At 71.8% G+C, this 25,829-nt stretch carries 28 protein-coding genes and 1 tRNA gene; 16 read left to right on the top strand and 13 right to left on the bottom strand.

Annotation, left to right across the window (positions count from 1 at the left end; all coding sequences use genetic code 11):
* Position 1 precedes the first annotated feature (1 nt).
* Both AB0N73_RS10420 and AB0N73_RS10415 read right to left on the bottom strand, forming a co-directional pair.
* Positions 2-997, bottom strand: a complete 996-nt coding sequence (locus tag AB0N73_RS10420; RefSeq protein ID WP_363563103.1) for a response regulator transcription factor — start codon at positions 995-997, stop codon at positions 2-4.
* 112 nt (positions 998-1,109) lie between these two features.
* Entirely contained in the window at positions 1,110-2,141 is a 1,032-nt protein-coding gene (locus AB0N73_RS10415) for a glycoside hydrolase family 6 protein (RefSeq protein ID WP_363563101.1), read from the bottom strand.
* Positions 2,142-2,199: 58 nt separating this feature from the next.
* On the opposite strand from AB0N73_RS10415, the gene AB0N73_RS10410 reads away from it, so the two are divergent.
* From AB0N73_RS10410 to AB0N73_RS10380, 7 genes are all read left to right on the top strand, one after another.
* On the top strand, positions 2,200-3,024 hold the full coding sequence (locus tag AB0N73_RS10410; protein WP_363563099.1) for a universal stress protein: 825 nt from the start codon (positions 2,200-2,202) through the stop codon (positions 3,022-3,024).
* Between the two features lie 244 nt (positions 3,025-3,268).
* Positions 3,269-3,406, top strand: coding sequence for a hypothetical protein (locus tag AB0N73_RS10405; RefSeq protein ID WP_363563097.1), 138 nt, complete (start codon positions 3,269-3,271; stop codon positions 3,404-3,406).
* A gap of 70 nt (positions 3,407-3,476) precedes the next feature.
* A complete protein-coding gene (locus AB0N73_RS10400; protein WP_363563095.1) occupies positions 3,477-4,514 on the top strand; it encodes a LacI family DNA-binding transcriptional regulator in 1,038 nt (345 codons plus the stop codon).
* 65 nt (positions 4,515-4,579) lie between these two features.
* Positions 4,580-5,302: an L-ribulose-5-phosphate 4-epimerase gene (locus tag AB0N73_RS10395; RefSeq protein ID WP_363563093.1), complete on the top strand. Its 723-nt coding sequence runs from the start codon at positions 4,580-4,582 to the stop codon at positions 5,300-5,302.
* Positions 5,299-6,900: an FGGY-family carbohydrate kinase gene (locus AB0N73_RS10390; protein WP_363563091.1), complete on the top strand. Its 1,602-nt coding sequence runs from the start codon at positions 5,299-5,301 to the stop codon at positions 6,898-6,900. The genes AB0N73_RS10395 and AB0N73_RS10390 overlap by 4 nt, the downstream gene beginning before the upstream one ends.
* A 27-nt stretch (positions 6,901-6,927) precedes the next feature.
* Positions 6,928-8,439 (top strand): L-arabinose isomerase, encoded by a 1,512-nt coding sequence (gene araA, locus AB0N73_RS10385; protein WP_363563089.1) that lies wholly within the window; start codon positions 6,928-6,930, stop codon positions 8,437-8,439.
* On the top strand, positions 8,439-9,383 hold the full coding sequence (locus AB0N73_RS10380) for an aldose 1-epimerase family protein (protein ID WP_363563087.1): 945 nt from the start codon (positions 8,439-8,441) through the stop codon (positions 9,381-9,383). The genes araA and AB0N73_RS10380 overlap by 1 nt, the downstream gene beginning before the upstream one ends.
* A 24-nt stretch (positions 9,384-9,407) precedes the next feature.
* On the opposite strand, the gene AB0N73_RS10375 is transcribed toward AB0N73_RS10380, so the two are convergent.
* From AB0N73_RS10375 to AB0N73_RS10365, 3 genes are all read right to left on the bottom strand, one after another.
* Entirely contained in the window at positions 9,408-9,965 is a 558-nt protein-coding gene (locus tag AB0N73_RS10375; RefSeq protein ID WP_363563085.1) for a hypothetical protein, read from the bottom strand.
* Complete coding sequence (locus tag AB0N73_RS10370) at positions 9,962-10,363, bottom strand: DUF4383 domain-containing protein (protein ID WP_363563083.1); 402 nt, start codon at positions 10,361-10,363, stop codon at positions 9,962-9,964. Before AB0N73_RS10370 ends, AB0N73_RS10375 begins: the two co-directional genes overlap by 4 nt.
* A 111-nt stretch (positions 10,364-10,474) precedes the next feature.
* Positions 10,475-10,672 carry a hypothetical protein gene (locus AB0N73_RS10365; protein WP_363563081.1) on the bottom strand — a complete coding sequence of 66 codons (198 nt, stop codon included), beginning with the start codon at positions 10,670-10,672 and terminating at the stop codon, positions 10,475-10,477.
* Between the two features lie 126 nt (positions 10,673-10,798).
* On the opposite strand from AB0N73_RS10365, the gene AB0N73_RS10360 reads away from it, so the two are divergent.
* From AB0N73_RS10360 to AB0N73_RS10345, 4 genes are all read left to right on the top strand, one after another.
* Complete coding sequence (locus tag AB0N73_RS10360) at positions 10,799-11,230, top strand: YdeI/OmpD-associated family protein (RefSeq protein WP_363563079.1); 432 nt, start codon at positions 10,799-10,801, stop codon at positions 11,228-11,230.
* 100 nt (positions 11,231-11,330) lie between these two features.
* Positions 11,331-12,029, top strand: a complete 699-nt coding sequence (locus tag AB0N73_RS10355; RefSeq protein ID WP_363563077.1) for an asparagine synthase — start codon at positions 11,331-11,333, stop codon at positions 12,027-12,029.
* 77 nt (positions 12,030-12,106) lie between these two features.
* Positions 12,107-12,179: transfer RNA gene (locus tag AB0N73_RS10350), tRNA-Arg, on the top strand.
* 73 nt (positions 12,180-12,252) lie between these two features.
* Positions 12,253-12,567: a hypothetical protein gene (locus tag AB0N73_RS10345; protein ID WP_363563075.1), complete on the top strand. Its 315-nt coding sequence runs from the start codon at positions 12,253-12,255 to the stop codon at positions 12,565-12,567.
* 6 nt (positions 12,568-12,573) lie between these two features.
* Here AB0N73_RS10345 and AB0N73_RS10340 read toward each other — a convergent pair whose 3' ends face one another.
* Positions 12,574-13,008 (bottom strand): MarR family transcriptional regulator, encoded by a 435-nt coding sequence (locus tag AB0N73_RS10340; protein WP_363563073.1) that lies wholly within the window; start codon positions 13,006-13,008, stop codon positions 12,574-12,576.
* Positions 13,009-13,128: 120 nt separating this feature from the next.
* Between AB0N73_RS10340 and AB0N73_RS10335 the strand changes: the two genes are divergently transcribed.
* Entirely contained in the window at positions 13,129-14,412 is a 1,284-nt protein-coding gene (locus tag AB0N73_RS10335; RefSeq protein ID WP_363563071.1) for an MFS transporter, read from the top strand.
* Between the two features lie 302 nt (positions 14,413-14,714).
* Here AB0N73_RS10335 and AB0N73_RS10330 read toward each other — a convergent pair whose 3' ends face one another.
* Positions 14,715-14,960: a hypothetical protein gene (locus AB0N73_RS10330; protein ID WP_363563069.1), complete on the bottom strand. Its 246-nt coding sequence runs from the start codon at positions 14,958-14,960 to the stop codon at positions 14,715-14,717.
* Between the two features lie 25 nt (positions 14,961-14,985).
* Between AB0N73_RS10330 and AB0N73_RS10325 the strand changes: the two genes are divergently transcribed.
* The gene (locus AB0N73_RS10325; protein ID WP_363563067.1) at positions 14,986-15,516 is read left to right on the top strand and encodes a CGNR zinc finger domain-containing protein; all 531 of its coding nucleotides are present in this window, start codon (positions 14,986-14,988) and stop codon (positions 15,514-15,516) included.
* An 83-nt stretch (positions 15,517-15,599) separates the two neighbouring features.
* Here the strand turns inward: AB0N73_RS10325 and AB0N73_RS10320 are convergent, their stop codons facing one another.
* Positions 15,600-16,148, bottom strand: coding sequence for a small multidrug efflux protein (locus tag AB0N73_RS10320; RefSeq protein ID WP_363563065.1), 549 nt, complete (start codon positions 16,146-16,148; stop codon positions 15,600-15,602).
* Positions 16,149-16,309: 161 nt separating this feature from the next.
* Here AB0N73_RS10320 and AB0N73_RS10315 point away from each other — a divergent pair, with 161 nt between their 5' ends.
* Complete coding sequence (locus AB0N73_RS10315; protein ID WP_363563063.1) at positions 16,310-17,515, top strand: histidine kinase; 1,206 nt, start codon at positions 16,310-16,312, stop codon at positions 17,513-17,515.
* A complete protein-coding gene (locus AB0N73_RS10310) occupies positions 17,512-18,114 on the top strand; it encodes a response regulator transcription factor (RefSeq protein WP_363563061.1) in 603 nt (200 codons plus the stop codon). Before AB0N73_RS10315 ends, AB0N73_RS10310 begins: the two co-directional genes overlap by 4 nt.
* Positions 18,115-18,490: 376 nt before the next feature.
* Here the strand turns inward: AB0N73_RS10310 and AB0N73_RS10305 are convergent, their stop codons facing one another.
* From AB0N73_RS10305 to AB0N73_RS10285, 5 genes are all read right to left on the bottom strand, one after another.
* Positions 18,491-19,372, bottom strand: a complete 882-nt coding sequence (locus AB0N73_RS10305) for a DUF1295 domain-containing protein (protein ID WP_363563059.1) — start codon at positions 19,370-19,372, stop codon at positions 18,491-18,493.
* A 75-nt stretch (positions 19,373-19,447) separates the two neighbouring features.
* Positions 19,448-21,253, bottom strand: a complete 1,806-nt coding sequence (locus AB0N73_RS10300) for an AMP-dependent synthetase/ligase (RefSeq protein ID WP_363563057.1) — start codon at positions 21,251-21,253, stop codon at positions 19,448-19,450.
* Between the two features lie 244 nt (positions 21,254-21,497).
* Positions 21,498-22,361 (bottom strand): hypothetical protein, encoded by an 864-nt coding sequence (locus AB0N73_RS10295; protein ID WP_363563055.1) that lies wholly within the window; start codon positions 22,359-22,361, stop codon positions 21,498-21,500.
* Positions 22,358-23,050: a response regulator transcription factor gene (locus tag AB0N73_RS10290; RefSeq protein ID WP_363563053.1), complete on the bottom strand. Its 693-nt coding sequence runs from the start codon at positions 23,048-23,050 to the stop codon at positions 22,358-22,360. The genes AB0N73_RS10295 and AB0N73_RS10290 overlap by 4 nt, the downstream gene beginning before the upstream one ends.
* Complete coding sequence (locus AB0N73_RS10285) at positions 23,038-24,303, bottom strand: histidine kinase (protein ID WP_363563051.1); 1,266 nt, start codon at positions 24,301-24,303, stop codon at positions 23,038-23,040. Before AB0N73_RS10285 ends, AB0N73_RS10290 begins: the two co-directional genes overlap by 13 nt.
* A gap of 146 nt (positions 24,304-24,449) precedes the next feature.
* Here AB0N73_RS10285 and AB0N73_RS10280 point away from each other — a divergent pair, with 146 nt between their 5' ends.
* Positions 24,450-25,829 (top strand): MFS transporter, encoded by a 1,380-nt coding sequence (locus AB0N73_RS10280; RefSeq protein WP_363563049.1) that lies wholly within the window; start codon positions 24,450-24,452, stop codon positions 25,827-25,829.

The following is a 25,829-nucleotide window of genomic DNA, read 5'->3' as shown; positions in this document are numbered from 1 at the left end:
CTCAGGGAGCGAGCAGCTCCGTCGTCAGGCGATACCCGACACCGCGCACCGTCTCGATGTAGCGCGGGTTCGTCGGGTTGTCGCCGATCTTGCGGCGGAGGTTGGTCATATGGGCCTCGACCGCGCGCTTGTCGGCTTCGCCGACGTAGTACGAGGTGACATACGACTCGCCGCGCAGGACCAGGGTCAGATCGGCCTTGCTGCGCACCCGGCGCTTGGACTCGAGCAGCGTCGCCAGCAGGTCGAACTCGGTGCGCGTCAGCTCGACCTCCTGACCGCTCGACATCACGATGCGCGTCTCGGGGTTCAACTGCAGATCGCGGTGCGTCACCCAGTAGCCGCCACCGGGCACCACGGCACGCGAGGGCTGCGCGACGAGCTCGGTGCCGGCCGCCGGCGCTGAGGCGGCGGGGACGACCACGGCACGCGTGGGCTCGGGCGCGATCGGCTCGGGCATGGCCGCCGCGGGCGGATAGGCGTTGACGTCGGGGTAGTCCTGCGCGCTCACGATCGGGCGCGCCTGCTGCACGGGAACGGCCTGGGTCTGCGGACGTGCGCCGGGGAACGAGGGGCCCACGCTCTCCTGCCGCGGGCTGGCCTGCGACTCCGCCTCGGGGCGCGGGCGGCGCAGCAGCGCCTCGACCCGCGCGCGGAACTCGCGCGGCCGGAAGGGCTTGACGATGTACTCGTCGGCGCCGGCGCCCAGCCCCAGGACGACGTCGGCCTCGTCGGCGAGGCCGGTGAGCATGATGATGAAGGTGTTCGACTTCTCGCGGATGCGGCGGGCGGCCTCGAAGCCGTCGATGCCGGGCATGTTCACGTCGAGCGTCGTGATGAGCGGCTGGTAGGCGAGCACGGCGCGGACGCCGTCGATGCCGTTGCCCACCGACACGGTCGAGAATCCGGCCGCTTCGAGCACCTCGGCGAGCAGGTGCCGGACGTCCGGATCGTCCTCGACGATGACGGCCGTCTTCGTTCCGTCCTGTCCGTCGCTCATATCCCCCGGTCCTCGCTCTTCCCTGAGTTCGTGCCCCGCCCTGCGGGAACCCATGGGAGGTAATTGTTCCACACTCCTCCGCCCCTCCCGTCGTCCGAGAGCGGTCGGGTGGTCAGCGTGCGTCGCGGGTGAGCTCGACCGATCCTTCGGGCCACCACTGACCGGCCCGCGGTCCGCCGTTGCAGGCTCCGTCGCTCTCGCCCGGAGGCTTGATCCACAGGTTGGTGTCGACCACGTCGTCGCCGTACATGCCGCCGGCATCGCCCACGCGTGCCCCGGGGCTGTTGCACCACTCGCTGGTCGAGACGCCGGCGCCGTTGCGCGAGGTGTCGATGAGGGCGTGCGCGCCGCCGAGCTGCTGCGAGAGCTCGTGCGCATAGGTGAACTCGGAGGCGGTGGGGTTGTAGTTCGAGACGTTGGTGGCGAAGCCGCGGATGCGGTCGGTCACCCCGACGCGCTCGATGAGCTGCGCCATCTCGGTCGCCGGTCGCCAGTTGGAGTGACCGCCGTCGAGGTACACCCACGTGTCCGTCCCGGTGAGCCGCAGCGTCGCGTCGTGGAGCGCCGTCATCCGCGCGTCGATGTTGGCGTCGCAGTCGGGGGCCTGGGCGAGGCTGTCCGGCTCGAGGATCACGATCTTCTGGACGTCCTTGATGCTGGACAGCGCCTCGCCGATCTCGGTCGTCCACGTCGCGTACGCGGCGTCGTCGAGTCCGCCCGCCGATTCGCTGCCGCAGTCCCGCTCGGGCAGCCCGTAGACCACGACCGCGAGCGACGCGTCCTGCGCCCGCGCCTCGACCGCGAGGTTCAGCACGCGCGCGCCGACCTCACCGACCGGATCGATCTCGGGAGTCAGCCAGTAGGCGGTCGGCTGCGCGGCGAGATACTCCGCCGCTGCCTGCTGCTCGCCCGCCAGCTCGCCCGATGTCGCGGCCTTCGCGGCCTTCGACTCCTCGGGGGTGACGATGCGCGTTCCGACGGCGGGTGCCTGCGCCCCGAGTGCCTGGATTCCTGTGGTCACGAGCCAGCCGATCGCTCCGATGATGACGAGCACGAGCACGAGCGCCGTCGCGATGAGGGTCAGCAGCAGCCAGCGAGGCATCCCGCGGCGCCGCCGACGAGCCGAAGCGGGGGCCGAGGTCACCCCGCGATTGTAACCCGACGCCGCGCTACCCTGACGGGAGATGCGAGGAGGGTTTCTCATGGCCAACACGATCATCGTCGGCGTCACGGACGACGCGGCGTCCCGCTCGGCACTCGAGTGGGCGACCGAACGCGCTCGCGCCGGTGCGCAACCGCTTCTGCTGGTCTCCGTCGTGGGCGGCGCCGTGGGCGCGGTGGGCGAGGAGGAGGTCGTGGATGCGGCCGTCGCCGGCGTGCGCGAACGACTCGAGGCGACCGCCGCCACCGTGCGGGCGACCGGACTCCCGGTCGAGGTGCGCGTCACGCACGGCAACCCGGTGGCGGAGCTGATCGATGCCTCAGAGGACGGTGCCCTGCTCGTCATCGGAGGCGCGCCGCGCGGCCACGGTCGCGGGCGTCACGGCGGACGCATCGCGGCGGGAGCGAAGTGCCCGGTCGTCATCGTTCCGGCGGCATCGACGCCCGGCACGGGTGTGATCGTGGGCGTGGACGGTTCGGAGGTGTCGGATGCGGCGGTGACCTTCGCCGCCGACGAGGCCGCGCGCGCGGGCGAGACCCTCACGGTCGTGTCGACGTGGATGCCCGTCGCCGTCGCCGGGGACTTCGGCGTCTACCCCGACCTGTACCTCGCGGATCTGAACGGCATCACGGCGTCGGGCGTCGACCGTGTCGTCGAGGCCGTGCGCGCCGCGCACCCCGACCTCGACGTCCACACCCACGTGACCGAGGGCGATCCGGCCACCGTGATCGTCGAGCAATCCGCCGGCGCGAGGCTCGTCGTGGTCGGCTCGCACGGCCGCGGCGCGTTCGCCCGGTTCCTGCTGGGGTCCGTCAGCGAAGAGGTCGTCGCGCATCTGGTCACGGCCACCGCTGTCGTGCGCTGAGCACGCATGAGAGGAGGCTCCTCCGGCTGGGGGACCGGAGAAGCCTCCTCTGCACATGCGGCTTGCGCCTGCCATGTCTTCACGCGTGTCGACCGTGACCCGAACACTGTCGCTGCGCGGTGTTGCTTGCTCCAGTATGTGAATGCTGTGCGTCGCTCGAAGAGGGGTTGACAGATCGGTCATTCCGCGGCATGAGTCCGCGCGTGGTGAGCGCCGGCGCCGCTTTCTCAGTACGATGCTGGCTATGACGCGTGAGGGGCAACGCAACCCGGACGAGAGAAGCTCGAGATGGCTCATCTATCTCGGGGTGGCTCTGTTGGCCGTCGGTGTGGGCGCTCTGGTCTACGCGTCGATCATCAGCTATCTGAACGCCATCCTCTGAGGCTCATCGCCGACGCCTGACGGCGGATGCCGGCACGGGCCCGCGTCCCGCCCGGGATAGCCTGTGGGCCATGAGCGGAGGCGAGACGGCGCGAGGCCGCGTGGGCGTGCGCGATGTGGCGCGCGTCGCGGGTGTCTCGGCACAGACGGTCTCGCGGGTGCTCAACGACAATCCGCGCATCCGCGAGGAGACCCGACGTCGGGTGCTCGAGGCCATGGCGCAGCTGGATTACCGCATGAACAACGCGGCGCGCTCGCTCGGCACGAAGACGTCGCGCACGATCGGGCTGATCGTCTCGGACGCCACTCTCTACGGCCCCGCGGTGGCGGTCGCCGCGATCGAGGCGGCGGCGCGCGATGCGGGTCGGTGGGTCGCCGCGGTGTACGCCGACGCCGCAGATGCGACGTCGGTCGGCGACGCCGCACGGCATCTGTTCGGTCAGGGCGTCGACGGCGTCATCGTCGTCGCCGCGCACGGGCGGACCGTCGCCGTCGCGACCGAGGTGGCGGGCGGGGTCCCCGTCGTGCCGTTCCACGCGCACGATGCCGGGTCCGCGCAGCGGGCGGCGGTCGAGAGCACGGTCGCGCACCTGGTCGATCTGGGGCACGAGCGCCTGGCTCGGGTCGCCGGCCCCGCCGACTGGATCGACGAGATCGCCCGCGCCGACGGCTACGCCGATGCGGTCCGCGCCCACGGGGCCAGGAGCGTCGGACAGTGGCGCGGCGACTGGTCGGCCGCCGCGGGCAGCGCTCTGGCCGCCGAGGTCGCCGACGCCGTGCGTGCCCGGCGCGGCCCGACGGCCATCGTCTGCGCGAACGACCAGTTGGCCCTCGGCCTGATCGCGGGACTGGCCGAGGCGGGCGTCGACGTGCCGCGCGACGTCAGCGTGGTCGGGTTCGATGACAACCCGGACGCCGCGTTCTACCGGCCCGCGCTCACGACGGTGCGACTGGACGTGACGGGCGAGGCGCGGCGGTGCGTCGCCGAGGTCCTGGGCGCGGAACCCGTCGAGGGGGGTGTCGCGTCGACGCTGATCGTGCGGTCCTCCACGGCGCGTCCCCGCACGGCGTCCGGCGATGCGGGCCTGCTTGCGTCCTCCACCATGTGACCGGTAACATGCTCATGCCGGGCGCCCCAGGGCGCCCGGCATTCCACGAGAGCGACGGAGACCCCGTGACGAGCAGCGAAGCCGCGACCTTTTCCCCCGACATCCAGGCGTCGATCGACGCCGTCCGCGCGGATGTCGCACGACTGCACGGCGAGCTCGTGCGCTACGGGCTGGTGATCTGGACCGGCGGCAACGTGTCGGGCCGCGTGCCCGGTGCCGATCTGTTCGTGATCAAACCTTCGGGCGTCTCGTACGACGACCTCGCACCCGAGAACATGATCCTCTGCGATCTCGACGGCAACGCGATCCCCGGAGCCCCGGGCAGCGACCGGGCGCCGTCGTCCGACACGGCAGCCCACGCCTACGTGTACCGCCACATGCCCGAGGTCGGCGGCGTCGTGCACACCCACTCCACCTACGCCGTCGCCTGGGCCGCCCGCGGCGAGGAGATCCCCTGCGTCATCACCGCCATGGCGGACGAGTTCGGCGGCCCCATCCCGGTGGGTCCGTTCGCGATCATCGGCGACGACTCGATCGGTCGCGGCATCGTGCAGACCCTGACCGGACACCGCTCCCGCGCGGTGTTGATGCAGAACCACGGGCCGTTCACGATCGGCGCGTCGGCGAAGGACGCCGTGAAGGCGGCCGTCATGGTCGAGGATGTGGCGCGCACCGTGCATCTCGCCCGTGAGGCGGGCGAGCTGATCCCCCTGCCCCAGGAGGCGATCGACAGCCTCTTCGACCGCTATCAGAACGTGTACGGGCAGAGCGGGGACGACCGCCGATGACCGCCTCGCACACCGCCGCCGCCGAGGCGATCCGCACCGGACGCGCCACGCTCGGCATCGAGCTCGGCTCGACGCGCATCAAGGCCTGCCTCATCGGCGACGACCCCACCGAGGTGCTCGCCGTCGGCGGGCACGCGTGGGAGAACAGCTTCGTCGACCGGCGCTGGACGTACGGGCTCGACGAGGTCTGGTCGGGACTCCAGGCGGCGTACGCCGACCTGGTGGCGGATGCGGAGCGTCGCCACGGCGTGCGCGTCGAGAGCCTCGGCGCCATCGGGGTCTCGGCCATGATGCACGGCTACCTCGCGTTCGACGCGGCGGGGGAGCTGCTCGTGCCGTTCCGCACATGGCGCAACACCAGCACCGGGCCCGCCGCCGAGGCTCTGACGGCCTCGTTCGGCGTCAACATCCCGCTCCGGTGGTCGGTCGCGCACCTGTACCAGGCGGTCCTCGACGATGAGTCCCACGTGGCCGACATCGACACGGTGACGACCCTGGCGGGCTACGTCCACCGGCAGCTCACCGGGCGTCACGTACTGGGCGTCGGAGACGCCTCGGGGATGTTCCCGATCGACAGTGCGACCGGCGGGTATGACGCCGAGATGCTGTCGCGCTTCGATGCGCTGGTCGCCGATCGCGCCCCCGGTCTGAACCTCGCCGCGGTGCTCCCCGAGGTGCTCCCCGCGGGGCGCGCAGCGGGGGTGCTCACCCCCGACGGCGCGGCCCTGCTCGACCCGACCGGCGCGCTGCGTCCCGGGGCCGCGTTCTGCCCGCCCGAGGGCGACGCGGGCACCGGCATGGTCGCCACCAACGCCGTCGCCCCGCGCACCGGAAACGTCAGTGCCGGCACCAGCATCTTCGCCATGGTCGTGCTCGAGAAGCCGCTGGAGCGGGTGCACCATGAACTCGACCTGGTCACGACCCCGGCCGGCCACGCGGTGGCCATGGTGCACTGCAACAACGGTGCCAGCGAGCTCGCGGCGTGGGCCGACATGTTCGCACGGTTCGCCCAGGCGGCCGGGGCACCCGTCGAGCCCGACGCCGTGTACGAGACGCTCTTCCGCGAGGCGCTCGCCGGTGAGCCCGACGCGGGTGGTCTGCTCGCCTACAACCACCTCGCGGGCGAGCCCATCGCCGGCCTCGACGAGGGTCGCCCGCTGTTCGTGCGCACTCCTGACAGCCGGCTGACGCTGGCCAACTTCATCCGCGCGCAGCTCTACGGCGTGTTCGGGACGCTGAGTCTCGGCATGCGGGTGCTCGAGGAGGAGGGCGTGCGGCTCGAGCGCATGTTCGCGCACGGGGGCATGTTCCGCACCGCGGGCGTCGCGCAGCGGTTCCTCGCCGGCGCCCTCGATGCGCCCGTCGCGGTCGGAGAGACCGCGTCCGAGGGCGGGGCCTGGGGGATCGCGGTGCTTGCCGCCTACCTCGCCGCCGCCGACGAGCTCGATCTCAGCACCTACCTCGACACGCGTGTCTTCGCGGGTGCCGACATCACGGTCGCCGAGCCCCTCCCCGACGACGTCGCGGGTTTCGCGACGTACCTCGACCGTTACCGCGCAGGTCTGGCCGTCGAAGCGGCCGCCGTGTCCGCGCTCTGATCACCACCGTTCCAAGGAGTCCCGCTCATGACCCGCACGCCCCTCTCCACCTCGCTCGACGTCTACGAGGTCTGGTTCGTCACCGGCAGCCAGAACCTCTACGGCGAGGAGACCCTCCGTCAGGTCGCCGAGCAGTCCCAGCAGGTCGTCGACGGCCTCGCGGGCCTCCCGGTGAAGGTCGTCTGGAAGCCCGTCCTCAAGGACGCCGACTCCATCCGCCGTCTGGCGCTGGAGGTCAACGGGCGCGACGACGTCATCGGTGTCATGGCGTGGATGCACACGTTCAGCCCCGCCAAGATGTGGATCTCGGGCCTCGACGCTCTGCGCAAGCCCCTGCTGCACCTGCACACGCAGGCCAACGTCGAGCTGCCCTGGGCCGACATCGACTTCGACTTCATGAACCTCAACCAGGCCGCGCACGGCGACCGCGAGTTCGGCTACATCCAGACGCGTCTCGGCGTCGCCCGCAAGACCGTCGTCGGTCACGTGTCGAACCCCGTCGTGCGCCAGCAGATCGAGGACTGGGAGCGGGCGGCCGCCGGGTGGGCCGCCGCCCGGAGCCTCAAGCTCGCCCGCTTCGGCGACAACATGCGCTACGTCGCGGTCACAGAGGGCGACAAGACCGAGGCCGAGCTCCGGTTCGGCGTCCAGGTGAACACGTGGGGTGTGAACGAGCTCGCGGAGGCGGTCGAGAACGCGGCGGATGCGGACGTCGACGCGCTCGTGCAGGAGTACATCGACACGTACGACGTCGTCGACGAACTGCTCCCCGGCGGCGCGCGCCACCAGTCGCTGCGCGACGGCGCGGCGATCGAGCTGGGTCTGCGCTCGTTCCTCGAGGAGGGCGGCTTCGGTGCCTTCACCACCTCGTTCGAAGACCTCGGCGCACTGACGCAGCTCCCCGGTCTCGCGGTGCAGCGTCTGATGGCCGAGGGGTACGGCTTCGGCGCCGAGGGCGATTGGAAGACGGCGATCCTCGTGCGCGTCGCGAACGTCATGGGCGCGGGCCTGCCCGGTGGCGCGAGCCTCATGGAGGACTACACCTACGATCTGGTTCCCGGCTCGGAGCGGATCCTCGGTGCGCACATGCTCGAGGTGTCGCCGTCGCTCACGTCGGCGAAGCCGCGGCTGGAGATCCACGCGCTCGGCATCGGCGGCAAGCAGGACCCGGTGCGCCTCGTCTTCACCGCCGACCCCGGGCCCGCCGTCGTCGTCGCGATGAGCGACATGCGGGACCGTTTCCGGCTGGTCGCCAACGTGGTCGAGAACGTGAGCGCCCCGGACCTCCCGAAGCTGCCCGTCGGTCGCGCGGTCTGGAAGCCGGCGCCCGACTTCGCCACCTCGGCGGCGTGCTGGCTCGCCGCCGGCGCCGCGCACCACACCGTGATGTCGACCGCCGTCGGCATCGAGGTGTTCCGCGACTTCGCCGAGATCGCGAAGACCGAGCTCGTCGTGATCGACGAGCACACGACGGTGCGCGACTTCCAGCGCGAGCTCCGTTGGAACCAGGCCTACTACCGGCTGGCGCAGGGCCTGTGATGTCGACGGCGCTGCCGCTGTCGGGCGCGCAGCACCTGCTGCGGTCCGGTGACTACGAGGCGATCATCGCGAGCGTGGGCGCGTCATTGCGCGCGCTGACGTTCGGCGGTCGCCACCTCGTGGTGCCGTTCGATGCGGATGAGGTGCGTCCCGCCTTCCGCGGAGCGACCCTCGCCCCTTGGCCCAACCGGGTGGTCGACGGCGTCTACACGTTCGGAGGCGAGGAGCATCAGCTCTCGCTGACCGAGCCCGCACGCGGTCACGCCCTCCACGGCCTGGCCGCCTGGCTCGACTTCCAGGTCGTCGACAAGGGCTCCGACCACGTCACCCTCTCGGCCGTCGTCGAGGCGCAGGCCGGGTATCCCTGGCGGGTGCGCATCGACAGCCGGTTCGCGCTCGGGCCGGACGGTCTCACCCAGACCGTCACCGCGACGAACGAGTCGCAGGACCCCGCTCCCTTCGGCACCGGCCCGCATCCGTATCTGGTGGCCGGCGACGGGATCGTCGACGACTGGGAGTTGGAGCTGCCCGCGGACGCCGTCCTGCAGGTCACGCCCGATCGGCTCGCGCCGACGGAGCTGCGTCCGGTGGACGCCGATGACGCGGCGCGCTTCGACTACCGCGTCGCGCGGCGGATCGCGGACGCGGCGATCGACCACGCCTATACGGGTCTCTCGCGCGATGGCGAGGGCATCGCCACGGTCCGGGTGACCGACGCGAGCGGTGCCGGCGTGCAGATGCGGTGGGATGCGGCGTGCCCGTGGGTGCAGATCCACACCGCGGACCGTCCGGGGCTTCCGATCGACCGCATCGGCCTCGCCGTCGAGCCGATGACCTGCGCCCCCGATGCGTTCAACGCCGCGAGGTACGGGTTCGACGCCGGGCTTGTGACGCTGAGCCCGGGCGAATCCGCCTCGGCCGGCTGGACGATCGCCGCTCTCTGAGCCGTCTCGGTCCGCCCGCGCGGCTCAATGCCCGTGGTCGACCACGGGCAGGGTGCCGTCCTCACGCAGCAGGACGGCATCCTGGATGCTGGCGAGAGCCGGCGTGACCAGGACGGCCACGAGGGCGGCGGCGACGAGCAGCCCCAGGATGCCGATGGCGCCCGGGTCGCGGGCTTCCCCGGACGCCGCGGTCCGGCGGCGTCGGCGCAGCACCGTGGCCACCGTCGCGCCGACCACGACCAGGAGCCCGATACCGACGGCCGCGGCATTGACGCTCGTGCGGGCCGGGGCGAGGACGAGCAGCGCGGTCACGAGCAGCACGCTGCCCAACGACAGCGCCAGCGCGGCGCGCAGGGCGACCAGCGCGCCGCGGGTGAGGACGACGGCGCCCCAGACGAGGAGCCCGAGACCGGCGAGCACGAGCACGAGCCCGACCCCGCGTGCCGCGCGCGTGCTGTCGGCGGCGATCACCGCTCCCGCGCCGAGCGCCGCCTGGATGAGTCCCGCGCCCCAGGCGGCAGCGCTCGGCCAGGACCGGAGGAACGTCGTCCCGGTCGTGGCCGAGCGTGCCGCGGTGCTCACGCCGTGCGCACCGCGCGGTCGGCGCCGAGACCCACGCCCAGCAGGATGATCGCGCTGCCGAGGTGGAGGAAGTGGTCGGCCACGTTCAGCGCCAGGAAGTTGGCGGGCGTGCCGACCAGGAAGAAGCCGACGATGCCGAGCAGCAGGTAGGCGGCGCCGACGACGACGTTGACGCTGCGTGCCGCACGGACGCCGGCGATGCCGCCGATCAGCAGTGCGGCGCCGATCAGCAGGTGGGCGACGTTGTGCAGGGGGTTCACCTCGAAGATCCCGAGGAGGAGCCCGCCCTTCGTGGCCAAGAACTCGACGCCGCTCGTGACGGTGAAGCCGAGCAGGCCCACCAGCACGTAGACCGCGCCGAAGATCACCGCGACGAGGCGGTTGGGTGATGACGTCATGATCCGTACTCCTTTGTATGCGGATACCAGAAGACCCCGGAGCCGTGCGGTGACGTTCTCCGGGGTCTGGTGCGGCGGATGCCGCGGTGGCCGGTCTATGACCGGCCGGGGTCAGTTGTCGCGCAACTCTTCCTTGACCTCGTTGCGCTTCTCCACGCGGTCGCGGTCGGCTTCGGCCTTCTTCACGTCGGCGTTGGCCTTCGCCTCGTCGACCTTGTCGCCGATGCGGTCGGTGGTGTCCTCGAACGCATCCTTGATCTTGCGGCCGGCCGTCTCGGCCGTGCTCTTCGCGTCATCAATGAAACCCATGATGTGCTCCCTTCCTCGAACGCTGGACTCCGAGAGTACGCCGGGCCGCGCGGGCGAGGCCGGGGGGTTGCGTCGGCATTCGCGGATTGCTAGCCGACGGGGCCTCGGGCCCGCCATACTGAGCGCGTGCGCTACGAGACCACGATGTCGTCGATCGGCAACAACACCGGCATCGAGGTGCCGCCCGAGGTGATCGAGCAGCTCGGTGGAGGCAAGCGTCCCCCCGTCGTCGTGACGGTGAACGGGTTCCGCTATGCGTCGACGGTGGGGGTGATGGGTGGGCGGTTCCTCATCCCGTTCAGTGCGGACAAGCGCGCCGCGACCGGGATCGCCGGCGGTGACGCGATCGCGGTCGACCTCGCGCTCGACACCGCGCCGCGCACCGTGGACGTGCCGGACGATCTCGCGGCCGCGCTCGCCGCCGCCGGGGTCAGGGCCGCCTTCGACGCCCTCGCTCCCAGCGCACGGAAGGCGCATGTCACCGGCATCCTCGGCGCGAAGGCGCCCGAGACGCGTGCGCGCCGCGTGGCGGCCGTGGTCACGGCGCTCTCGGCCTGATCGGGGCGGCGGGCGGGTTCATCGCCCCGGGCGGCCGTCTCGTGGCCGCTCACCCGGTCACGGAGGGTCGCCGCGCGATACCCTGGAGGGAGGGGGTGCCGTGGGATCCGAACACGACCGGCCGAAGCCGCGCACGCGTATCGACGCGGTGCGCGCCAAGCTCGGTTCCCGGCCCAAGCTCGCGGACGTCGTCGCGGAGGGTGTCTACATCGCTGCCGCCGCCACGCGCCTCGCCCTGAAGAACCGGATCCTCGTCGACATCCTGTCGGCGGGGGAGGGCTTCGACGCCGACCGGTTCCTCCCCGACGCCGAGCAGACGCTGCGGGATCTCGCCGACGAGGCAGAGGCGGACGCGGAGCGCGCCGAACGCGAACGCAAGCTCGCCCGCCGGCGCTACAGCGACTCCGGCGGGACGCATGACTACCGCAGCCGGGACGTGCGCAATCTGCGGCGGCGTCGCAAGCAGTCCGAACGCATCGCCCAGGAGCTGCGCACCCGCGCCGAGGACCGCGAGGAGCTGCGCGCGCTCGTCGAGGCCGCGCGCGAGGCCGCGTGGGCGGAGGTCGCTCGCAACATCGACAGCACGCTGCGGATCGAGGCGGCGCGCCCCGACCTCGAGCCCGGCTACGACCGCATGCGCCAGGCGCGGATGCAGAGTCTGCGCCTCGTGGACCTGCCCCGCCTCGCCGCCCACCGGCGCCGCGTCCGGGAGCACGACGCCGCGCCCGCGCCCGCTCCCGCCGCGCCCGCGGATGAGCCGTCGCGGCAGGCGGGCATCGATCTCAGCGAGCTCGAATAGCGCCTCGATTCGCGAGTGGGCCCCGGTGTGCGGTAGTGTCTTCTAGTGCCCGCGCGCAGGAAACTGAGCCGGCACGAGCGCCCGTAGCTCAATGGATAGAGCATCTGACTACGGATCAGAAGGTTAGGGGTTCGAGTCCCTTCGGGCGCACACTGTGTTGAGACAGTGAATCGACGGCCTCCGCTTCGGCGGGGGCCGTCGTCTTTTCTCCCAGGAGGAGCGCATGCCGATCGAAGACGGCGTCGAGCCCGCCTCGCTGCACCTCGAGGCCCGGGTGGAGGACCGCCGGCAGTCGCGGTCGGCGCGGTGGATGCGGGTCGCCCTGGCGGCGGCGTTCACCGGCCTGTTCGGCGACGGCAACGACCTCCTGCCCGGCATGGAGCTGGTCGTCACCCGTCGCTCCACCGGTCGCGAGGTGCTGCGCGTGAAGGCCGGCGGACTCGAAGAGGCGTCGCGTCTGCTCGCCCAGGTGCGGCGCGAGCTCGACGAGCAGAGCGTCGCGGAGTTCGTCCGCGCGTGGCGCCGTCTCGAGGACTGACCCCGGTCAGGGGCAGGCGGGGCGGAGCTTCGCGGTGAGATCGCGGAGCGCGCGCAGCTCTTCGTCGTTCAGGGTCGACATCTGCGCGGCGATGGCGCGACCGTGCTTCGCGGCGATGGCGCGGAACGCCCGTGCTCCGGCCTCGGTCGCGGTGACGAGCGAGCCGCGACCGTCATCCGGGTCGGCGCACTTGGTGACGAGCCCGCGGGTCACCATCCTGTCGACGAGGCGGGAGACGCTCGGCTGGCTGATGAGCATGTTGCGGGTGACGTCGCGCAGCCGGGCGGTCATGTCCGGGGCCCGCGTGACGGTGAGCAGCACGTCGTACTCGCCCTGGTGCAATCCGGAATCGTCGAAGTCCGCGCTGACGAGCGCGAAGATCTCGTGCTGTGCGCGGAACAGGCTCTCCCAGGCATCGATGGCCAGGCGGCGATCCGTCATGCCGAATAGCGTACGCGCCCTGCGGTCGTCGGCGGCGCCATGTGCCCCGCGAACACGCGGTCGTAGGATGGAGGGGATGTCGCCCGTCGCCCCCGTCCCCCGTTCGAGCGGATCGGAGCGGTGACCGACTTCGGAGCCCCCACGGGCACCATCCGGGTTCCGGCCCCGCAGCGCATCCGCGGAGCGCTGCCGTGGATCATCCTCGTCGCGGGCACGCTCACCTATCTCGCGGCGATCATGGGGCGCAGCTCGCTCGCGGGCCTCGGTACCGACATGGCGCTGCGCTTCGACGCGGACTCCGCCACCCTCGCCCTCTTCACGACGCTGCAGCTCGCCGTCTACGGCGCCATGCAGATCCCGGCGGGGCTCCTGCTGGACCGGTGGGGCGCCCGGGTCGTCGTCGCGGCGGGGATGCTGACGATGGCGGCCGGCTCGGTGTGGCTCGCGTTCGCTCCCGACGTGCTGTCGGCCGTCCTCGCGCGCGTGCTGACGGGTGCCGGCGACGCCATGATCTTCCCCAGCGTGCTGCGTCTGCTCGCCCTGTGGTTCCCCGCCCGGCGGGTGCCGTTCCTGCAGCAGATCACCGCGCAGATCGGTCAGCTCGGCCAGATCCTGAGTGTGGTCGTGCTCACCACGTTCGCGCACGGATGGGGCTGGCAGATCGCGTTCTGCGGTCTCGGCGGGGTCTTCGTGCTGTTCGCGATCCTCGACGCGGCCCTCATCCGCGAACGCCGCGGGTCGGTGGCGCCGGACGCGCCGCGCCCCCGTCAGCTCGCGCTCCTCGGTGCGGCCGTCCGCGAGCCGGGCACCCGTCTCGCCTTCTGGATCCACTTCGTCACGCCCTTCGCCGGCACCGCCTTCGCGCTGCTCTGGGGCATCCCGTTCCTCACGGCGGGCGAGGGCCTCTCCCGCGACGTCGCCGCGCTCCTCATCACGGTCTTCGTGCTGGGCGGCGCCGTGTTCGCCCCGGTCATGGGGCTGCTCTCGGGCGCCCATCCCGACCGCCGGCCGCTCATCGCGGTGTGCTCGGTCCTCGCGCAGGCGGGCGCGCTCGCCGCGGTGCTGCTGACCCCCGGGCCCGCGCCGGTGTGGCTGCTCGTGATGTGGGTCGTCACGCTGTCCAGCGGCGGCGCCGCATCCATGGTCGCGTTCGATGTGACGCGGCGCGACAACCCGCTCGCGCGGCTGTCGACAGCGACGGGTGTGGTGAACATCGGCGGCTTCCTCGCGGCGCTGCTGCTCGTCTACGCGATCGGGCTGCTGCTCGACCTGCAGCACGCCGACCCCGCCGCGTACACGCGCGATCAGCTGCGCCTGGCCATGTCGGCCACGTTCGTCTTCTGGGGCGTAGGCCTCGTCGGGGTGCTGGTCGAATCGTGGCGGCGCCGGCGCGCACACCGCTGACCGACCCGCGGCATCCGCCCGCCTCGGCACCCGTTCTCGGAGAACGGCACCGTTCTCGGAGATGCAGTAAGGGCCGGTCGGAGAGGCTTCCGACCGGCCCTTGTCCCTTTGCACCAAGAGTGTCCTGCAATCACATGTCGGTGACCGCCACAGCAAAACGATCACCGTGCGAGCACTCTATAACGGAAAGGTAACGGAGGGGAAGACGTTCCCGTTATCTTTTCGTGATTCTTTTCCCGCCCCCCCGCCCCCCCGCATCCCGAGTGAGCATCCATTTAGCGAGCGCGCACCCGATCGGATGCTCACTCACGAAATGCATGCTCACTCGGCGCCGGGGCGTCGCGCGGAGCGCGCGGCGTCGGGTGGCTGGCGGCCTCGGGCACGGCGGTGGCGGTGCGGCGGATGTCGACGCGGAGCGCCGCGCATCGCACGCAGGCGACGTACGAGACGAACCCTTCGGAGGTGCGGTGCGTCGATCGGGTCGCCCAGGCGTGCTCGCAGGCGGTGCCCACCGCTTCGGCGGTCACGGGGAGGGGAGCGCGGGTCATGCCTCCACGATGATGTAATGCCCTTATGCATCTCAACCCTTACGGAGAGTATGCGGTTCTGCTGGCCGCATCCCTGGCCAACGACTGGCCCGCCGACCGTCGCGGCATCGATGACCGCACCCGGGAGTTCGGTATGACGATGGCCTTCCCCGAGGCGCCCGATGACCATGCGGCGACGCGCGCGGTCCTCGATCGATGGCTCGGGGTGGTGGATGCCGCATCCGAGAACGAACGGGCCGCCCGGCTCAATGCGCTCATGGCGACGGCGACGGCGTATCCGCGGCTCACCGACCACGACGGTGAGGGGTGGCACCTGCACTACCGCGACGACGACCAGGCCATGCCCCGCGTGCTGCTGGCCGTCATCGGCGTCGGCACGGCCCTGCACCTCACGACGCGGGGCATGAGCCGACTCGGCCGGTGCGAGGCGGCCTGGGCCTCCGGCGGTCGGTGCGACCGGGTGGTCGTGGATGTGACCCGCAACGGTCGCCAGCGCTACTGCTCCGTGCGCTGCGCCAACCGCGACGCCGTCCGGCGCCACCGCGCCCGACACTGACCCCGCCCCGCGCATCGCGAACGCCGCGCGGATGCGGCAGGCGCCAGCGCCCCACCGCACCCGCATCCGCACCCGCGCGCGGGTCAGCGCACGGCGTAGACGACGCCACCGATCAGCGCCGAGACCAGCACGGTCCAGCCGACGATCGCCACGCCCTGCCAGAGCAGGATGCGGCCGCGTCCCACACCGGAGGCGGCGAGCATGGTCGCGGTGAACTGGGTGGGCAGCAGCAGGGGGCCGAGCAGGCTCACGCCGGGCACGCCGTAGCGCTCGAAGGCGCGCTGGAACTTGGCCCTGCGCGTGCTGCCGTGCTCACCCGCGGGGATCGCCTCCGCCGGCGCTGCGGCCGCCCCGCCGCCGGACGCCGCGCGCACCTGCACCCGCTCGCGGTGACGGTTCACGACCGCGCGCCGTGCGCCGGAGCCGAGGAACACCACGGCGGCGACGCACGCGAAGTTGCCGACGATGGCGGCGATCACCGCGACGACCGGGTGGATGCCGCCGATGATGCCGATGGCGGCGGCGCCCTCGCCCTCGATGAACGGCACGGCGCCGGCGAGGGCGACGATGAGGGGCTGCACGAACTCCGGCACCTGCGCGACCATGTCCTGGAACGTGTCGATGAGGGTCATGGTGTTCTCCTGTCGAGATCGGGACCGGCGAGGGGGATCGTCGTGCCGGTCCTTCGAGTACACCTCCCGGCGAATCGCCGCAGAAGTGCCGGGTCGTCACCGCTTTCCGGGTGCATCGCCTGCCCCATCCATGACATTCGTCACGCCTCTAGGGTGGACGGATGAGCTCCCAGCGACCCATCCTCGGCGCGCCGATCGCCACGCGCGGTGATCGTCGGCTGACGCGCGGCATCACCGTGGCCTGGTGGTACACGGTCGTCGGCGTGATGTTCTTCGAGTTCATGCTGGTCTTCGTGTGGGTGTCGGCGGCGCTCGCACTCGGGCTCGGCGTCGGCGCGATCGTCACGATCGGCGCCGGCGGGCTCCTCTGGGTGGCGGCGACCTACCCGCTGCTGCAGGACTACCGCCATCGCTCGCACGACGGGCCGATGGCGTCGTGGCGGCGGGCCCTCGGCCCGTTCCTCGTCGCCGCCGTGTACGGCGTGGTCGTCGGCGCGCTCAGCGGCACCTGGTTCATGGGCGCGCTCCCGCTCGCGCAGTTCGTGCTGCTGCTCAACTGGCCGCCCGGGATGCGGGTGCGCGTCGTGGCGATCGCCACGGTCGCTCTCGGCGGCGTCTGGATCCTCGACATGCGGGTGCTCCTCGAGGCCGACCGAGGGCTCAACGTCTGGTTCCTGGGCCTTTACTCTGTGCTGCTTCCGGCCGTGACGGTGCTGTCGCTCTGGTGGTGGGACGTGCTGTTCCTGCTCGACCGCGCTCGGGCCTCCGACGCCCGGCTGGCGGCGACGCAGGAGCGACTGCGCGTCGCCACCGACGTGCACGATCTGCAGGGCCACCATCTGCAGGTCATCGCGCTGCAGCTCGAGCTGGCCGACCGGCTGATCGAGCGCGACCCGACCGAGGCGGCCGCGCACCTGCGCGCCGCCCGCGCGAGCGTGGATGAGGCGCGTCAGGGCACGCGCGATCTCGCGCTGCGCTTCCGCTCGGTACCGCTGGGCGATGAGATCGCCAACGCGGTCGACCTGCTGCGGGCCGCCGGTACTTCGGCCGAGGCCGTGGTGGCCGTCGACGCCGACGACGCCCCCGGTGACGTGCTGGGGCCCGTGATCCGCGAGACCACGACCAATGTGCTGCGCCACGGCGGCGGACGACGGGCGAGTCTGTCGCTCACGCGCACCGGCACCGCCTGGCGTTACGAGATCTCGAACGACGCGGATGCCGCGGGGCCGGCGGTGGGCGACGGGTCGGGCCTCGACGGCATCCGTCGGCGGGCCCAGGATGCCGGCGGCACGCTCGAGGTGCGCCGTGAGCGGCAGATGTTCGTGGTGGTCGTCGAGGTCCCCGACCTCGCAGAGGGAGTCCGATGATCCGCGTGCTGCTCGCCGACGACGAGGCGATGATCCGCTCGGCGCTCGCCGCCCTGCTGCGCCTGGAGGACGACATCGACGTCGTCGCCGAGTGCGCGGACGGCGAGCAGGCGGTGGCCGCGGCGCTCCGCCTCGAACCCGATGTGTGCCTGCTCGATCTCGAGATGCCGGGCCTGGACGGCGTGCAGGTGAGCGAGAAGCTGTCGCGCACGATCTCGACCCGCTGCATCGTGGTGACCCGCCACGCGCGACCCGGTGTGCTGCGCCGTGCGCTCAGCTCGGGGGTGTCGGGTTTCCTGCCGAAGTCGCGGGGCGCGGATGAGGTGGCCGCCGTCATCCGCCGGGTCGCCGCCGGAGGCCGGTACGTCGACCCGGAGGTCGCCGCCGATGCGCTGAGCGACGAGCGCTGCCCGCTGACCGACCGCGAGCTGGACGTGCTGCGGGCGGGACGCCGCGGCGAGACCACCGGTCAGATCGCTCGCACGCTGTCGCTCGCCTCGGGGACGGTGCGCAACCACGTGTCCGCGATCCTCGCCAAGCTCGCCGTCGGCACGCGCCAGCAGGCCGTCCTCATGGCCGAGGAGCGCGGCTGGATCTGACCGCCGCCGCTCGATCCGGGCGCCGACGCGCCCCATCCGTCACCGCTTCTCGGAGATTCGGCCCGATCTCGGAGCCGCCGGCCGGAATCCTCCGAGAAACGTCCGATCCTCCGAGAAGCGTGCGCGGTGGCATCCCGCCCGCATTCGAACGGGTGACGCAGTAAGGGCCGGTCGGAGAGGAAATCCGACCGGCCCTTGTCCCTTTGCACCAAGAGTGTCCTGCAATCACATGTCGGTAGCTGCCACAGCAAAACAACTACCGTGCGAGCACTCTATAACGACGGGATAACGGAACGGAAGAGGTTTCCGTTACCTTTTTGTGATTCTTTGCCGACGCATAGGTGGCGCCCAGGCGACGGTCGCGCCGGGCCCTCCCTCAGCGGCCTCGGGACAGTCGCGGCAGGAGAACGGGCGTGCGCTGCTTGTACGCCTCGTAGTCGTCGTCGCCGCCCCACTTCCTGTCGGCCTTCGCCTCGAGCAGCGGGATGCCGCTCACCCGCGTGAGCAGCAGGATGACGAAGAGCGGCGAGATCACGGCGACCCACTGCCACCCCGACAGCACGGGCGCGGCGACGAGGAAGACCCCGACCCAGAGCACGATCTCGCCGAAGTAGTTGGGGTGACGCGAGCGCGACCAGAGCCCCGAGGCGATGAAGCGCCCCTCGTGGGCGGCGTCCGCCTTGAAGGCGCTCTTCTGCGCGTCGGCGACGACCTCGATCGTCATGCCGAGCACCCAGACGGCCACCCCGACGATCGCGAGCCATCCGATCGGCTCGCGAGCGCTGCCGCTCATCGCGATCCACGCGGCGGATGCGGTGAGGCTCACCCACGCCCCCTGGATCACCCAGACCTGGAGGAACCGCACCGGGTCGCCCTTGATGTCGTCGAAACGGTCGTCGGCGCCGGAGCGGCGGATCCGCAGGAACAGGAACGAGCCGAGCCGCACGGCCCAGAGCGTCACCATCGCAGCCAGGATCCAGCTGCGCGCGTCGGCGGCGGGCGAGAGCACGAGCAGCCCGATCGAGATGAGCGTGAAGGTCAGCGCACCGGTGAGGTCGAAGAAGCGCTCGGTGCGCGCGATCACCGAGGGGATGTAGACGAGCACCTGGATGCCGAACGCGGCGGCGACGGCGATCGCGAAGAGCGGGAAGCCGCCGAGCGTCGCGCCGTTCGCGCTGCCGGCGAGGGCGACGAGGGCGCCGATCACGAGGGCGACGACGATGGCGACGACCGAGGCGCGGGTCTTCTTGGTGGACATGGGTCGGATGCCTTTCGGAGCAGGTGCAGGAGCAGATGCAGGTGCGGGATGCGGGGCCGAGGCGGCGCCCGCGGCTCAGCGGTAGAGGTTCTCGATCGCCGCCGACGCCCGCGCGAGGACGGTGCGTCGCTTGATCTTCAGGGTCTGGGTCACGAGCTCGGTGTCGTCGAGGTCGGCGAGCACGAGGGCGAAGCGGCGCACCTGCTCGCTGCGCGACACCCGCGCGTTGGCGGCGTCGACGATGCCCTGCAGGTGCTCGCGGAGCCGTGCGTCTGTCACCTCGGTGAGGGCGCCCGACGCGTCGCGCTCGAGAGCCGCGCCCACCGCATCCGCCCAGGCGCCGGCGGCGACCGGGTCGAGGACGAGGAGGGCGGAGAGGTAGGAGCGCCCCTCGCCGATCATGACGGCGTGGGCGACGAGCGGGCTGGTCTCGACGGCGCGTTCCCAGACGCTCGGCACGACGGTCTTGCCGTTGCTCGTGACGATGACGTCCTTGAGGCGCCCCTCGAGCACGACCCGGCCGGCCGGGTCGATGTGGCCGAGGTCGCCCGTGCGGAAGAAGCCGTCGACGAAGGCGTCGGCGGTGTGGGCGGGGTCGCGGTAGCCCGCGAACACGCCGACGCCCCGCGCGAGGATCTCGCCCTCGGCCGAGATGCGCACGGTCGACCCCGGGAGGGGGCGTCCGACCGTGCCGGAGCGGATGTCGTGGGGCAGGTTGCCGGTGAGGGGCGCCGTGGTCTCGGTGAGCCCGTAGCCCTCGATGACCGGCACCCCGATGCCGCGGAAGAACAGCGACAGCTCGGGGTCGAGGGCCGCGCCGCCCGAGAGCACGTAGTCGACGCGCCCGCCCATCACGGCGCGGAGCCGCGCGAAGAACAACCGGTCGAAGAGCGCGCGACGCGCCCGCAGGGGGAGCGGCACCCGCGCGTGGTCCTCGGCGGCCGTGCCCCACGCGACGGCGGTCGAGGCGGCGGCCGACCACACCGCACCGAGGCGCGCATCGGCGGCCTTCTGCGCCGCGGCGGCCTGGATCTTCTCGAGCACGCGCGGGACGGCGACGAGGAAGGTGGGGCGGATGGTACCGAGCGTCTCGACGACGCGCGACGTGTCGGAGAGGTGGGCGATCCGCATCCCGCTCGCGAGACAGATGAGCTGCAGTCCGCGCGCCAGCACGTGGGCGAGCGGCAGGAAGATGATCGTGTTGCCGCCGGGGTGCACGACCTCGCGGTAGGCCGCCGCGATGTTCAGCACCTGGCCGACGAAGTTGCGATGGGTGAGGATGGCGCCCTTCGGCTCGCCGGTGGTGCCGGAGGTGTAGACGATCGTCGCGGGGGCGTCGAGGTCGGCGTGGATGCGGCGTCGCTCGAGCTCGTCGTCGCCGACTGCCGCGCCGCGTGCCGCGAGTCGGGCGACCCCGTCCGGCGCATCCATTGACCACGCCCCGAGCGCTCCCGTCCCGGTCTCGGCGAACGCGTCGCGCAGCACCTCGATCTGGTCTGCGCCCCCGATGGCGAGACGCACCCGGGCGTCCCGCACGATGGCCGCGACCTGGGCGGGCGAGGACGTCTCGTAAACCGGCACGACGACGCCGCCCGCGAACCACGCCGCGAGGTCGGCGACCGCCCAGGCGTATCGCGTCGGCGCCATGATCGCGATCGCGTCGCCCGGTGCGATCCCGGTCGCGATCAGCCCTTTGGCGAGGTCCTGCACGTCGGCCAGGAACGCGGCCGTGGTGACCGGTCGCCACGGTGCCGCGGGGTCCGCATCCGGCACCTCGAAGGCGATGTGCGCGGGGGCCGCCACGGCCCGATCGACGAGCAGATCGGTCACGTTGCGCCGCCCGTCGATGTCGACGAGCGGTTCGGTGGTGTGCTCCTGCATTGCGCGTGCGCCCTTCTGCCCTGACCGCGCACCGGTCGGGCCCGGTGCGACGAATTCCGGGCGCGACCGACCATCGCGGGTGCGCCCGTATGGTCTTCGGAGCGGTGGGCGCACCGGATGGGCGCTCTCTTCGACCCGGCCGCACGGGGGCACGCAGACGCAGATCCGACACCGCGCGTCATCGGACGGGCGGTGCCGGATGCGGCAGGGTCGCCCGCCCGGGAGGACCGGGCGGGCGACGTGATCAGTTGGCGGGGCGCAGGGTCACATCGCCCGCGGAGACACGGACCTCGACCGGGATGCGGGTGCCGCTGCCCGAGGGGAGGCGGTTGTCGACCTCGCCCGCCGAGACGTCGGATCGCACGTCGTAGGCGCCGTCCGGGAGGGTCAGATCGAGCGACCCGGCGCTGACCTCGATCGACACCTCGCGCGGCGCGCGCCCGGTGAGGTGGGCGTCCATGTCGCCCGCCGCGACCTCGAACTCTGCCTCGGATACGCCCGCGAGGCGGAGGTCAGCGCTCCCCGCGCCGACGGTGGCCGAGAGCGACCGCGCGTCGCCCGAGACGGTCAGCCCGCCGGCCGAGACGTCGACATCCAACTCGCCGAACCGGCCGTCCGCGACGAGCTCGCCGGCGCCCACGGTGAACGACGCGTCGACGCCCTCGAGGGAGCGGGGGAGCGTGAGGGTCGCCCGGCCGTCGCCGTTGAACGGGCTCCAGCCGAACGAGAACCAGCTCCCGGAGGGGCTCGAGACCTGCAGTTCGTCGCCATCGCGCTCCAGGCGCCATCCGCCCGGGGTGTCGACGAGGTCCAGTCGCGCCTCGTCGACGTCGGCGAACACGACGTCGAGGTTCACGGCCGCGACCTCGACATCGATCTCGGTGACGCCGTCCGTCGGAGCGGAGAGGGTCTCGGTCACCGAGGCCGAGGAGGAGGCCACGGTCGTGGCGACACCCGCGACGACCGTGCCGACGATCAGTGCGGCGCCGAGGACCGAGAGGATCACCGTGACCGGGATGGCGGCCGGGTGGCGCGGGGGCTTTCCGCCGGGCTCCGGGGAGCGAGGGGCGTCCGCGGTGGGCGGGGTCGGGGGAGTGAGGGTGGTCATCGGGGTGCTCCTGTCTGGGGCGGGCGGGAGGGGCCGTCGCCCGCGCCGTGCTCGACGTGGGCGAGCGCGGCGAGCACCCGGCGGTTGCCGGACTCGCCGGGCTCGAGTTCGAGCTTCTGGAAGATGGCAGTGATGTGCTTCTCGACGGACGCTTCCGAGAGGAAGAGCGTCGCGGCGATCGCCTGGTTCGACCGGCCCTCCGCGATCAGGGCCAGCACGGTGGATTCGCGCTCGGTGAGTCGCTGCATGCGGGTGTCGCGGGTGCGCCGGTTGAGCAGCTGCGCCACGACCTCCGGGTCGAGCACGGTGGCGCCGGACCCGATGCGCTGCACCGTCTCGAGGAACTCGGCCACATCCGCCACCCGGTCCTTCAGCAGGTAGCCCAGCGCGCCGCCCTGTCCGGTGATGAGTTCGCTGGCGTAGCGCTCCTCGACGTACTGCGAGAGCACGAGGACCGGCAGGTGGGGGCGTTCCGCGCGGAGACGGACGGCGGCGCGGATGCCCTCGTCGGTGAATGTCGGGGGCAGTCGCACATCGAGGATGCACAGCTCGGGGGCAGCGGCGGCCACCGTCTCGTCCAGGGTGGATGCGTCGGGCAGGGCCGCGACGACGTCGTGTCCCGCGTCGTCGAGCAGCCGCACGAGCCCCTCGCGCAGCAGCACGGAGTCCTCGCAGATCAGGATGCGCACGGGACGCTCACCTCCAACGCGGTGGGACCGCCGACGGGGCTGTCCAGGCGCACGGTGCCGCCCGCGGCGAGCACCCGGTTCGAGATGCCGTCGAGTCCGCCGCCGGGCAGGACCCGGGCGCCGCCGATGCCGTTGTCCTCGATGCGCGCCCACAGGGTGCCGCCGTCGCGCACCCGCACGACCACGCGGCATTCCGCGGCGCGCGAGTGCTTCGCGGCGTTGGTCAGCGACTCGGCGATCGAGAAGTACAGCGCGGTCTCGGCATCACGCGAGCACCGCCCGTCGAGGCGCACGTCCAGCACCACCGGCACGTGCGAGCGGGCCGCGAGCGCCGACAGGGCCGCATCCAGCCCGCGGTCGTCGAGCACCGAGGCGTGGATGCCGCGCGCCAGCTGACGGAGCTCCGTGATCGCGGACTTCGTCGAGGTGTGGGCCTCTTCGATGAGAGCCTTGGCCGCCGCCGGGTCGTTGTCGATCTTCTGCTGCGCGAGGCCGAGCGTCATGCCCACCGACACGAGTCGCGGCTGGACGCCGTCGTGCAGGTCGCGTTCGATGCGGGTGCGCTCGACCTCCGACGCGCGGATGGCGCCGACGCGCTGCAGGTCGGACGTGCGCGCCTGGGCCGTCAGGGTGGCGGTGCGCGAGGGCAGGAGCAGGGCCCGCGAGAGCACGCCGTGGAGGACGCCGAGCCCGATCAGCGCCGCGACGCAGAGGAGGGCGGCGAGGATGCCGACCAGCGGCGCCCAGGCGAGCGCGACGGCGAAGCCGGCCCAGATGCGCACGGCGTCGGTGCTGGCGAAGAGCGGCGCGAAGGCGAGCGCGATGGCGCCGCTCATGATCGAGACGAGGGGGATGACGACCAGGCCGAGGGCACTGGCGATCGCGAGGTTCGCGACGGCCCGCCACATCGACGGATCGATGAGCTGATGCCAGAGCGACAGCAGGTAGCCGCCGAATCCGGGTCGCGGGCGGGGGCGTAGGCGCAGCGCGGGCAGGCCCAGTCGGTAGAGGCCGTCGATGCGGGCGGTCTCGAGCCAGGCGATCCCGAAGAGGGCATAGACGAACCCGACCAGGAAGATCAGCCCGATGCCGAGCGCCGGGATGAGCCCGATGCCGGTGCCGAGGAACCCGATCATGGCGGTGAGGATGGCCGGGCCGACGACGCCGAGCAGGGCCATCTGTGCGATGGCGCCGGCCAGGGGTACCGGCGCGAGCGGGCGGGCCCGCGGGGGCGCGGGAGGTGCGGAAGTCATGTCTCCACGCTAGGGCCGCGCCCGCATCGCCACATCGGAGGCATCCCGATCACCGCGTTCGGGAAAACCCGAAGATCCTCCCTCTCGCGGATGTCGGGAGCCGGGGTCATGATGGTCTCGTCCACACCGCCGATCCGGAGCCGACCATGAGCGATCGCACCGCAGCGCCCGCCACCGCGACGACGTCGGGCATGCGCAGCTTCTACGCCGTGCTGCTCAACACGCTGATCGCCAACGTCACGACGAGCTACCTCTGGTTCGCCCTGACCTTCTGGGCGTATCTCGAGACGAAGTCCGTGCTGGCCACATCCATCGTCGGCGGCAGCTACATGCTGCTAGTCGCCGTGTTCGGCATCGTGTTCGGCGCTCTGGTCGACCACATGAAGAAGAAGGCCGTGATGATGCTCTCGAGCATGATCACGCTGTCGACGTATCTGCTGGCGGGGGCTCTGTTCCTCGCCTTCCCCGAGGCGACGCTCGTGGATTGGGGCGGGCCCTGGTTCTGGGCGTTCGCCGGCGTCATCCTCATCGGCGGCGTGGTCGAGAACCTGCGCAACATCGCCCTGTCGACGACGGTGACGCTGCTGGTGCCCGCGGGCCGGCGGGATCGGGCCAACGGTCTGGTCGGCACCGTGCAGGGCGTCGCCTTCATGGTGACGAGCGTGTTCTCGGGGCTCTCGGTCGGGCTCCTCGGCATGGGGCCCACCGTCATGATCGCCATCGTGGCGACCGCCGTGGCCTCGGTCCACCTGCTGTTCGTGTCGATCCCCGAGAAGGGGATCGCCCGCGACCCCGACGCGCCCGCCCGGCGGTTCACGATGCGCGGCGTCATCCCGGCGATCCGCTCCGTCCCGGGGCTCATGCCGTTGATCCTCTTCACGACGCTGAACAACCTCGTGGGCGGCGTCTTCATGGCCCTGATGGATCCCTACGGTCTGACGCTCTTCTCGGTCGAGATCTGGGGCGTGGTGCTGGGCGTCACGAGCATCGGCTTCATCATCGGCGGCGCTCTGGTGGCGAAGTTCGGCCTCGGCGCCAATCCGGTGCGCACCCTGCTGCTGGTCAATGTGGGGGTGTCCGCGCTCGGTCTGGTGTTCGCGATCCGGGAATGGTGGTGGCTGTACGCGCTCGGCATGCTGCTGTTCATGGCGCTCATGCCGATCGCCGAGGCGGCCGAGCAGACGATCATCCAACGGGTGGTGCCGTTCGAGACGCAGGGTCGTGTGTTCGGTTTCGCCGCGAGCATCGAGTCGGCGGCCTCGCCCGTGTCGGCCTTCCTCATCGGGCCGCTGGCGCAGTTCTGGCTGATCCCGTACATGAACACCGACGTCGGTCGGCAGACGTGGGGATGGCTGCTGGGCGAGGGGGAGGCGCGCGGGATGGCTCTCGTCTTCGTCGCGGCGAGCCTGGTCATGCTGGTGCTGGTCGCGGCGGCGTTCCTGTCGCCGCCCTACCGTCGTCTGTCGCTCGCCTACGCGTCGACGCCCGCGCCGGCACCGTCGTCGACGGGCGCGGTCACCGCCTGA

The sequence above is a fragment of the Microbacterium sp. NPDC089189 genome (genome assembly GCF_040685095.1).
Taxonomy (GTDB): Bacteria; Actinomycetota; Actinomycetes; order Actinomycetales; family Microbacteriaceae; genus Microbacterium.
Note: the sequence above shows the minus strand (reverse complement) of the source record. Positions and strands in the feature narration are given on the sequence as shown.

What these genes read in the sequence shown, in the direction of transcription:
- AB0N73_RS10295 (WP_363563055.1), bottom strand. Translation starts at nt 22,361, where the DNA reads ATGACCACCCTCACTCCCCCGACCCCGCCCACCGCGGACGCCCCTCGC.
- AB0N73_RS10405 (WP_363563097.1), top strand. Translation starts at nt 3,269, where the DNA reads ATGACGCGTGAGGGGCAACGCAACCCGGACGAGAGAAGCTCGAGATGG.
- AB0N73_RS10300 (WP_363563057.1), bottom strand. Translation starts at nt 21,253, where the DNA reads ATGCAGGAGCACACCACCGAACCGCTCGTCGACATCGACGGGCGGCGC.
- AB0N73_RS10420 (WP_363563103.1), bottom strand. Translation starts at nt 997, where the DNA reads ATGAGCGACGGACAGGACGGAACGAAGACGGCCGTCATCGTCGAGGAC.
- AB0N73_RS10285 (WP_363563051.1), bottom strand. Translation starts at nt 24,303, where the DNA reads ATGACTTCCGCACCTCCCGCGCCCCCGCGGGCCCGCCCGCTCGCGCCG.
- AB0N73_RS10325 (WP_363563067.1), top strand. Translation starts at nt 14,986, where the DNA reads ATGCATCTCAACCCTTACGGAGAGTATGCGGTTCTGCTGGCCGCATCC.
- AB0N73_RS10330 (WP_363563069.1), bottom strand. Translation starts at nt 14,960, where the DNA reads ATGACCCGCGCTCCCCTCCCCGTGACCGCCGAAGCGGTGGGCACCGCC.
- AB0N73_RS10345 (WP_363563075.1), top strand. Translation starts at nt 12,253, where the DNA reads ATGCCGATCGAAGACGGCGTCGAGCCCGCCTCGCTGCACCTCGAGGCC.
- AB0N73_RS10310 (WP_363563061.1), top strand. Translation starts at nt 17,512, where the DNA reads ATGATCCGCGTGCTGCTCGCCGACGACGAGGCGATGATCCGCTCGGCG.
- AB0N73_RS10380 (WP_363563087.1), top strand. Translation starts at nt 8,439, where the DNA reads ATGTCGACGGCGCTGCCGCTGTCGGGCGCGCAGCACCTGCTGCGGTCC.
- araA (WP_363563089.1), top strand. Translation starts at nt 6,928, where the DNA reads ATGACCCGCACGCCCCTCTCCACCTCGCTCGACGTCTACGAGGTCTGG.
- AB0N73_RS10280 (WP_363563049.1), top strand. Translation starts at nt 24,450, where the DNA reads ATGAGCGATCGCACCGCAGCGCCCGCCACCGCGACGACGTCGGGCATG.
- AB0N73_RS10400 (WP_363563095.1), top strand. Translation starts at nt 3,477, where the DNA reads ATGAGCGGAGGCGAGACGGCGCGAGGCCGCGTGGGCGTGCGCGATGTG.
- AB0N73_RS10410 (WP_363563099.1), top strand. Translation starts at nt 2,200, where the DNA reads ATGGCCAACACGATCATCGTCGGCGTCACGGACGACGCGGCGTCCCGC.
- AB0N73_RS10315 (WP_363563063.1), top strand. Translation starts at nt 16,310, where the DNA reads ATGAGCTCCCAGCGACCCATCCTCGGCGCGCCGATCGCCACGCGCGGT.
- AB0N73_RS10320 (WP_363563065.1), bottom strand. Translation starts at nt 16,148, where the DNA reads ATGACCCTCATCGACACGTTCCAGGACATGGTCGCGCAGGTGCCGGAG.
- AB0N73_RS10365 (WP_363563081.1), bottom strand. Translation starts at nt 10,672, where the DNA reads ATGGGTTTCATTGATGACGCGAAGAGCACGGCCGAGACGGCCGGCCGC.
- AB0N73_RS10305 (WP_363563059.1), bottom strand. Translation starts at nt 19,372, where the DNA reads ATGTCCACCAAGAAGACCCGCGCCTCGGTCGTCGCCATCGTCGTCGCC.
- AB0N73_RS10340 (WP_363563073.1), bottom strand. Translation starts at nt 13,008, where the DNA reads ATGACGGATCGCCGCCTGGCCATCGATGCCTGGGAGAGCCTGTTCCGC.
- AB0N73_RS10370 (WP_363563083.1), bottom strand. Translation starts at nt 10,363, where the DNA reads ATGACGTCATCACCCAACCGCCTCGTCGCGGTGATCTTCGGCGCGGTC.
- AB0N73_RS10390 (WP_363563091.1), top strand. Translation starts at nt 5,299, where the DNA reads ATGACCGCCTCGCACACCGCCGCCGCCGAGGCGATCCGCACCGGACGC.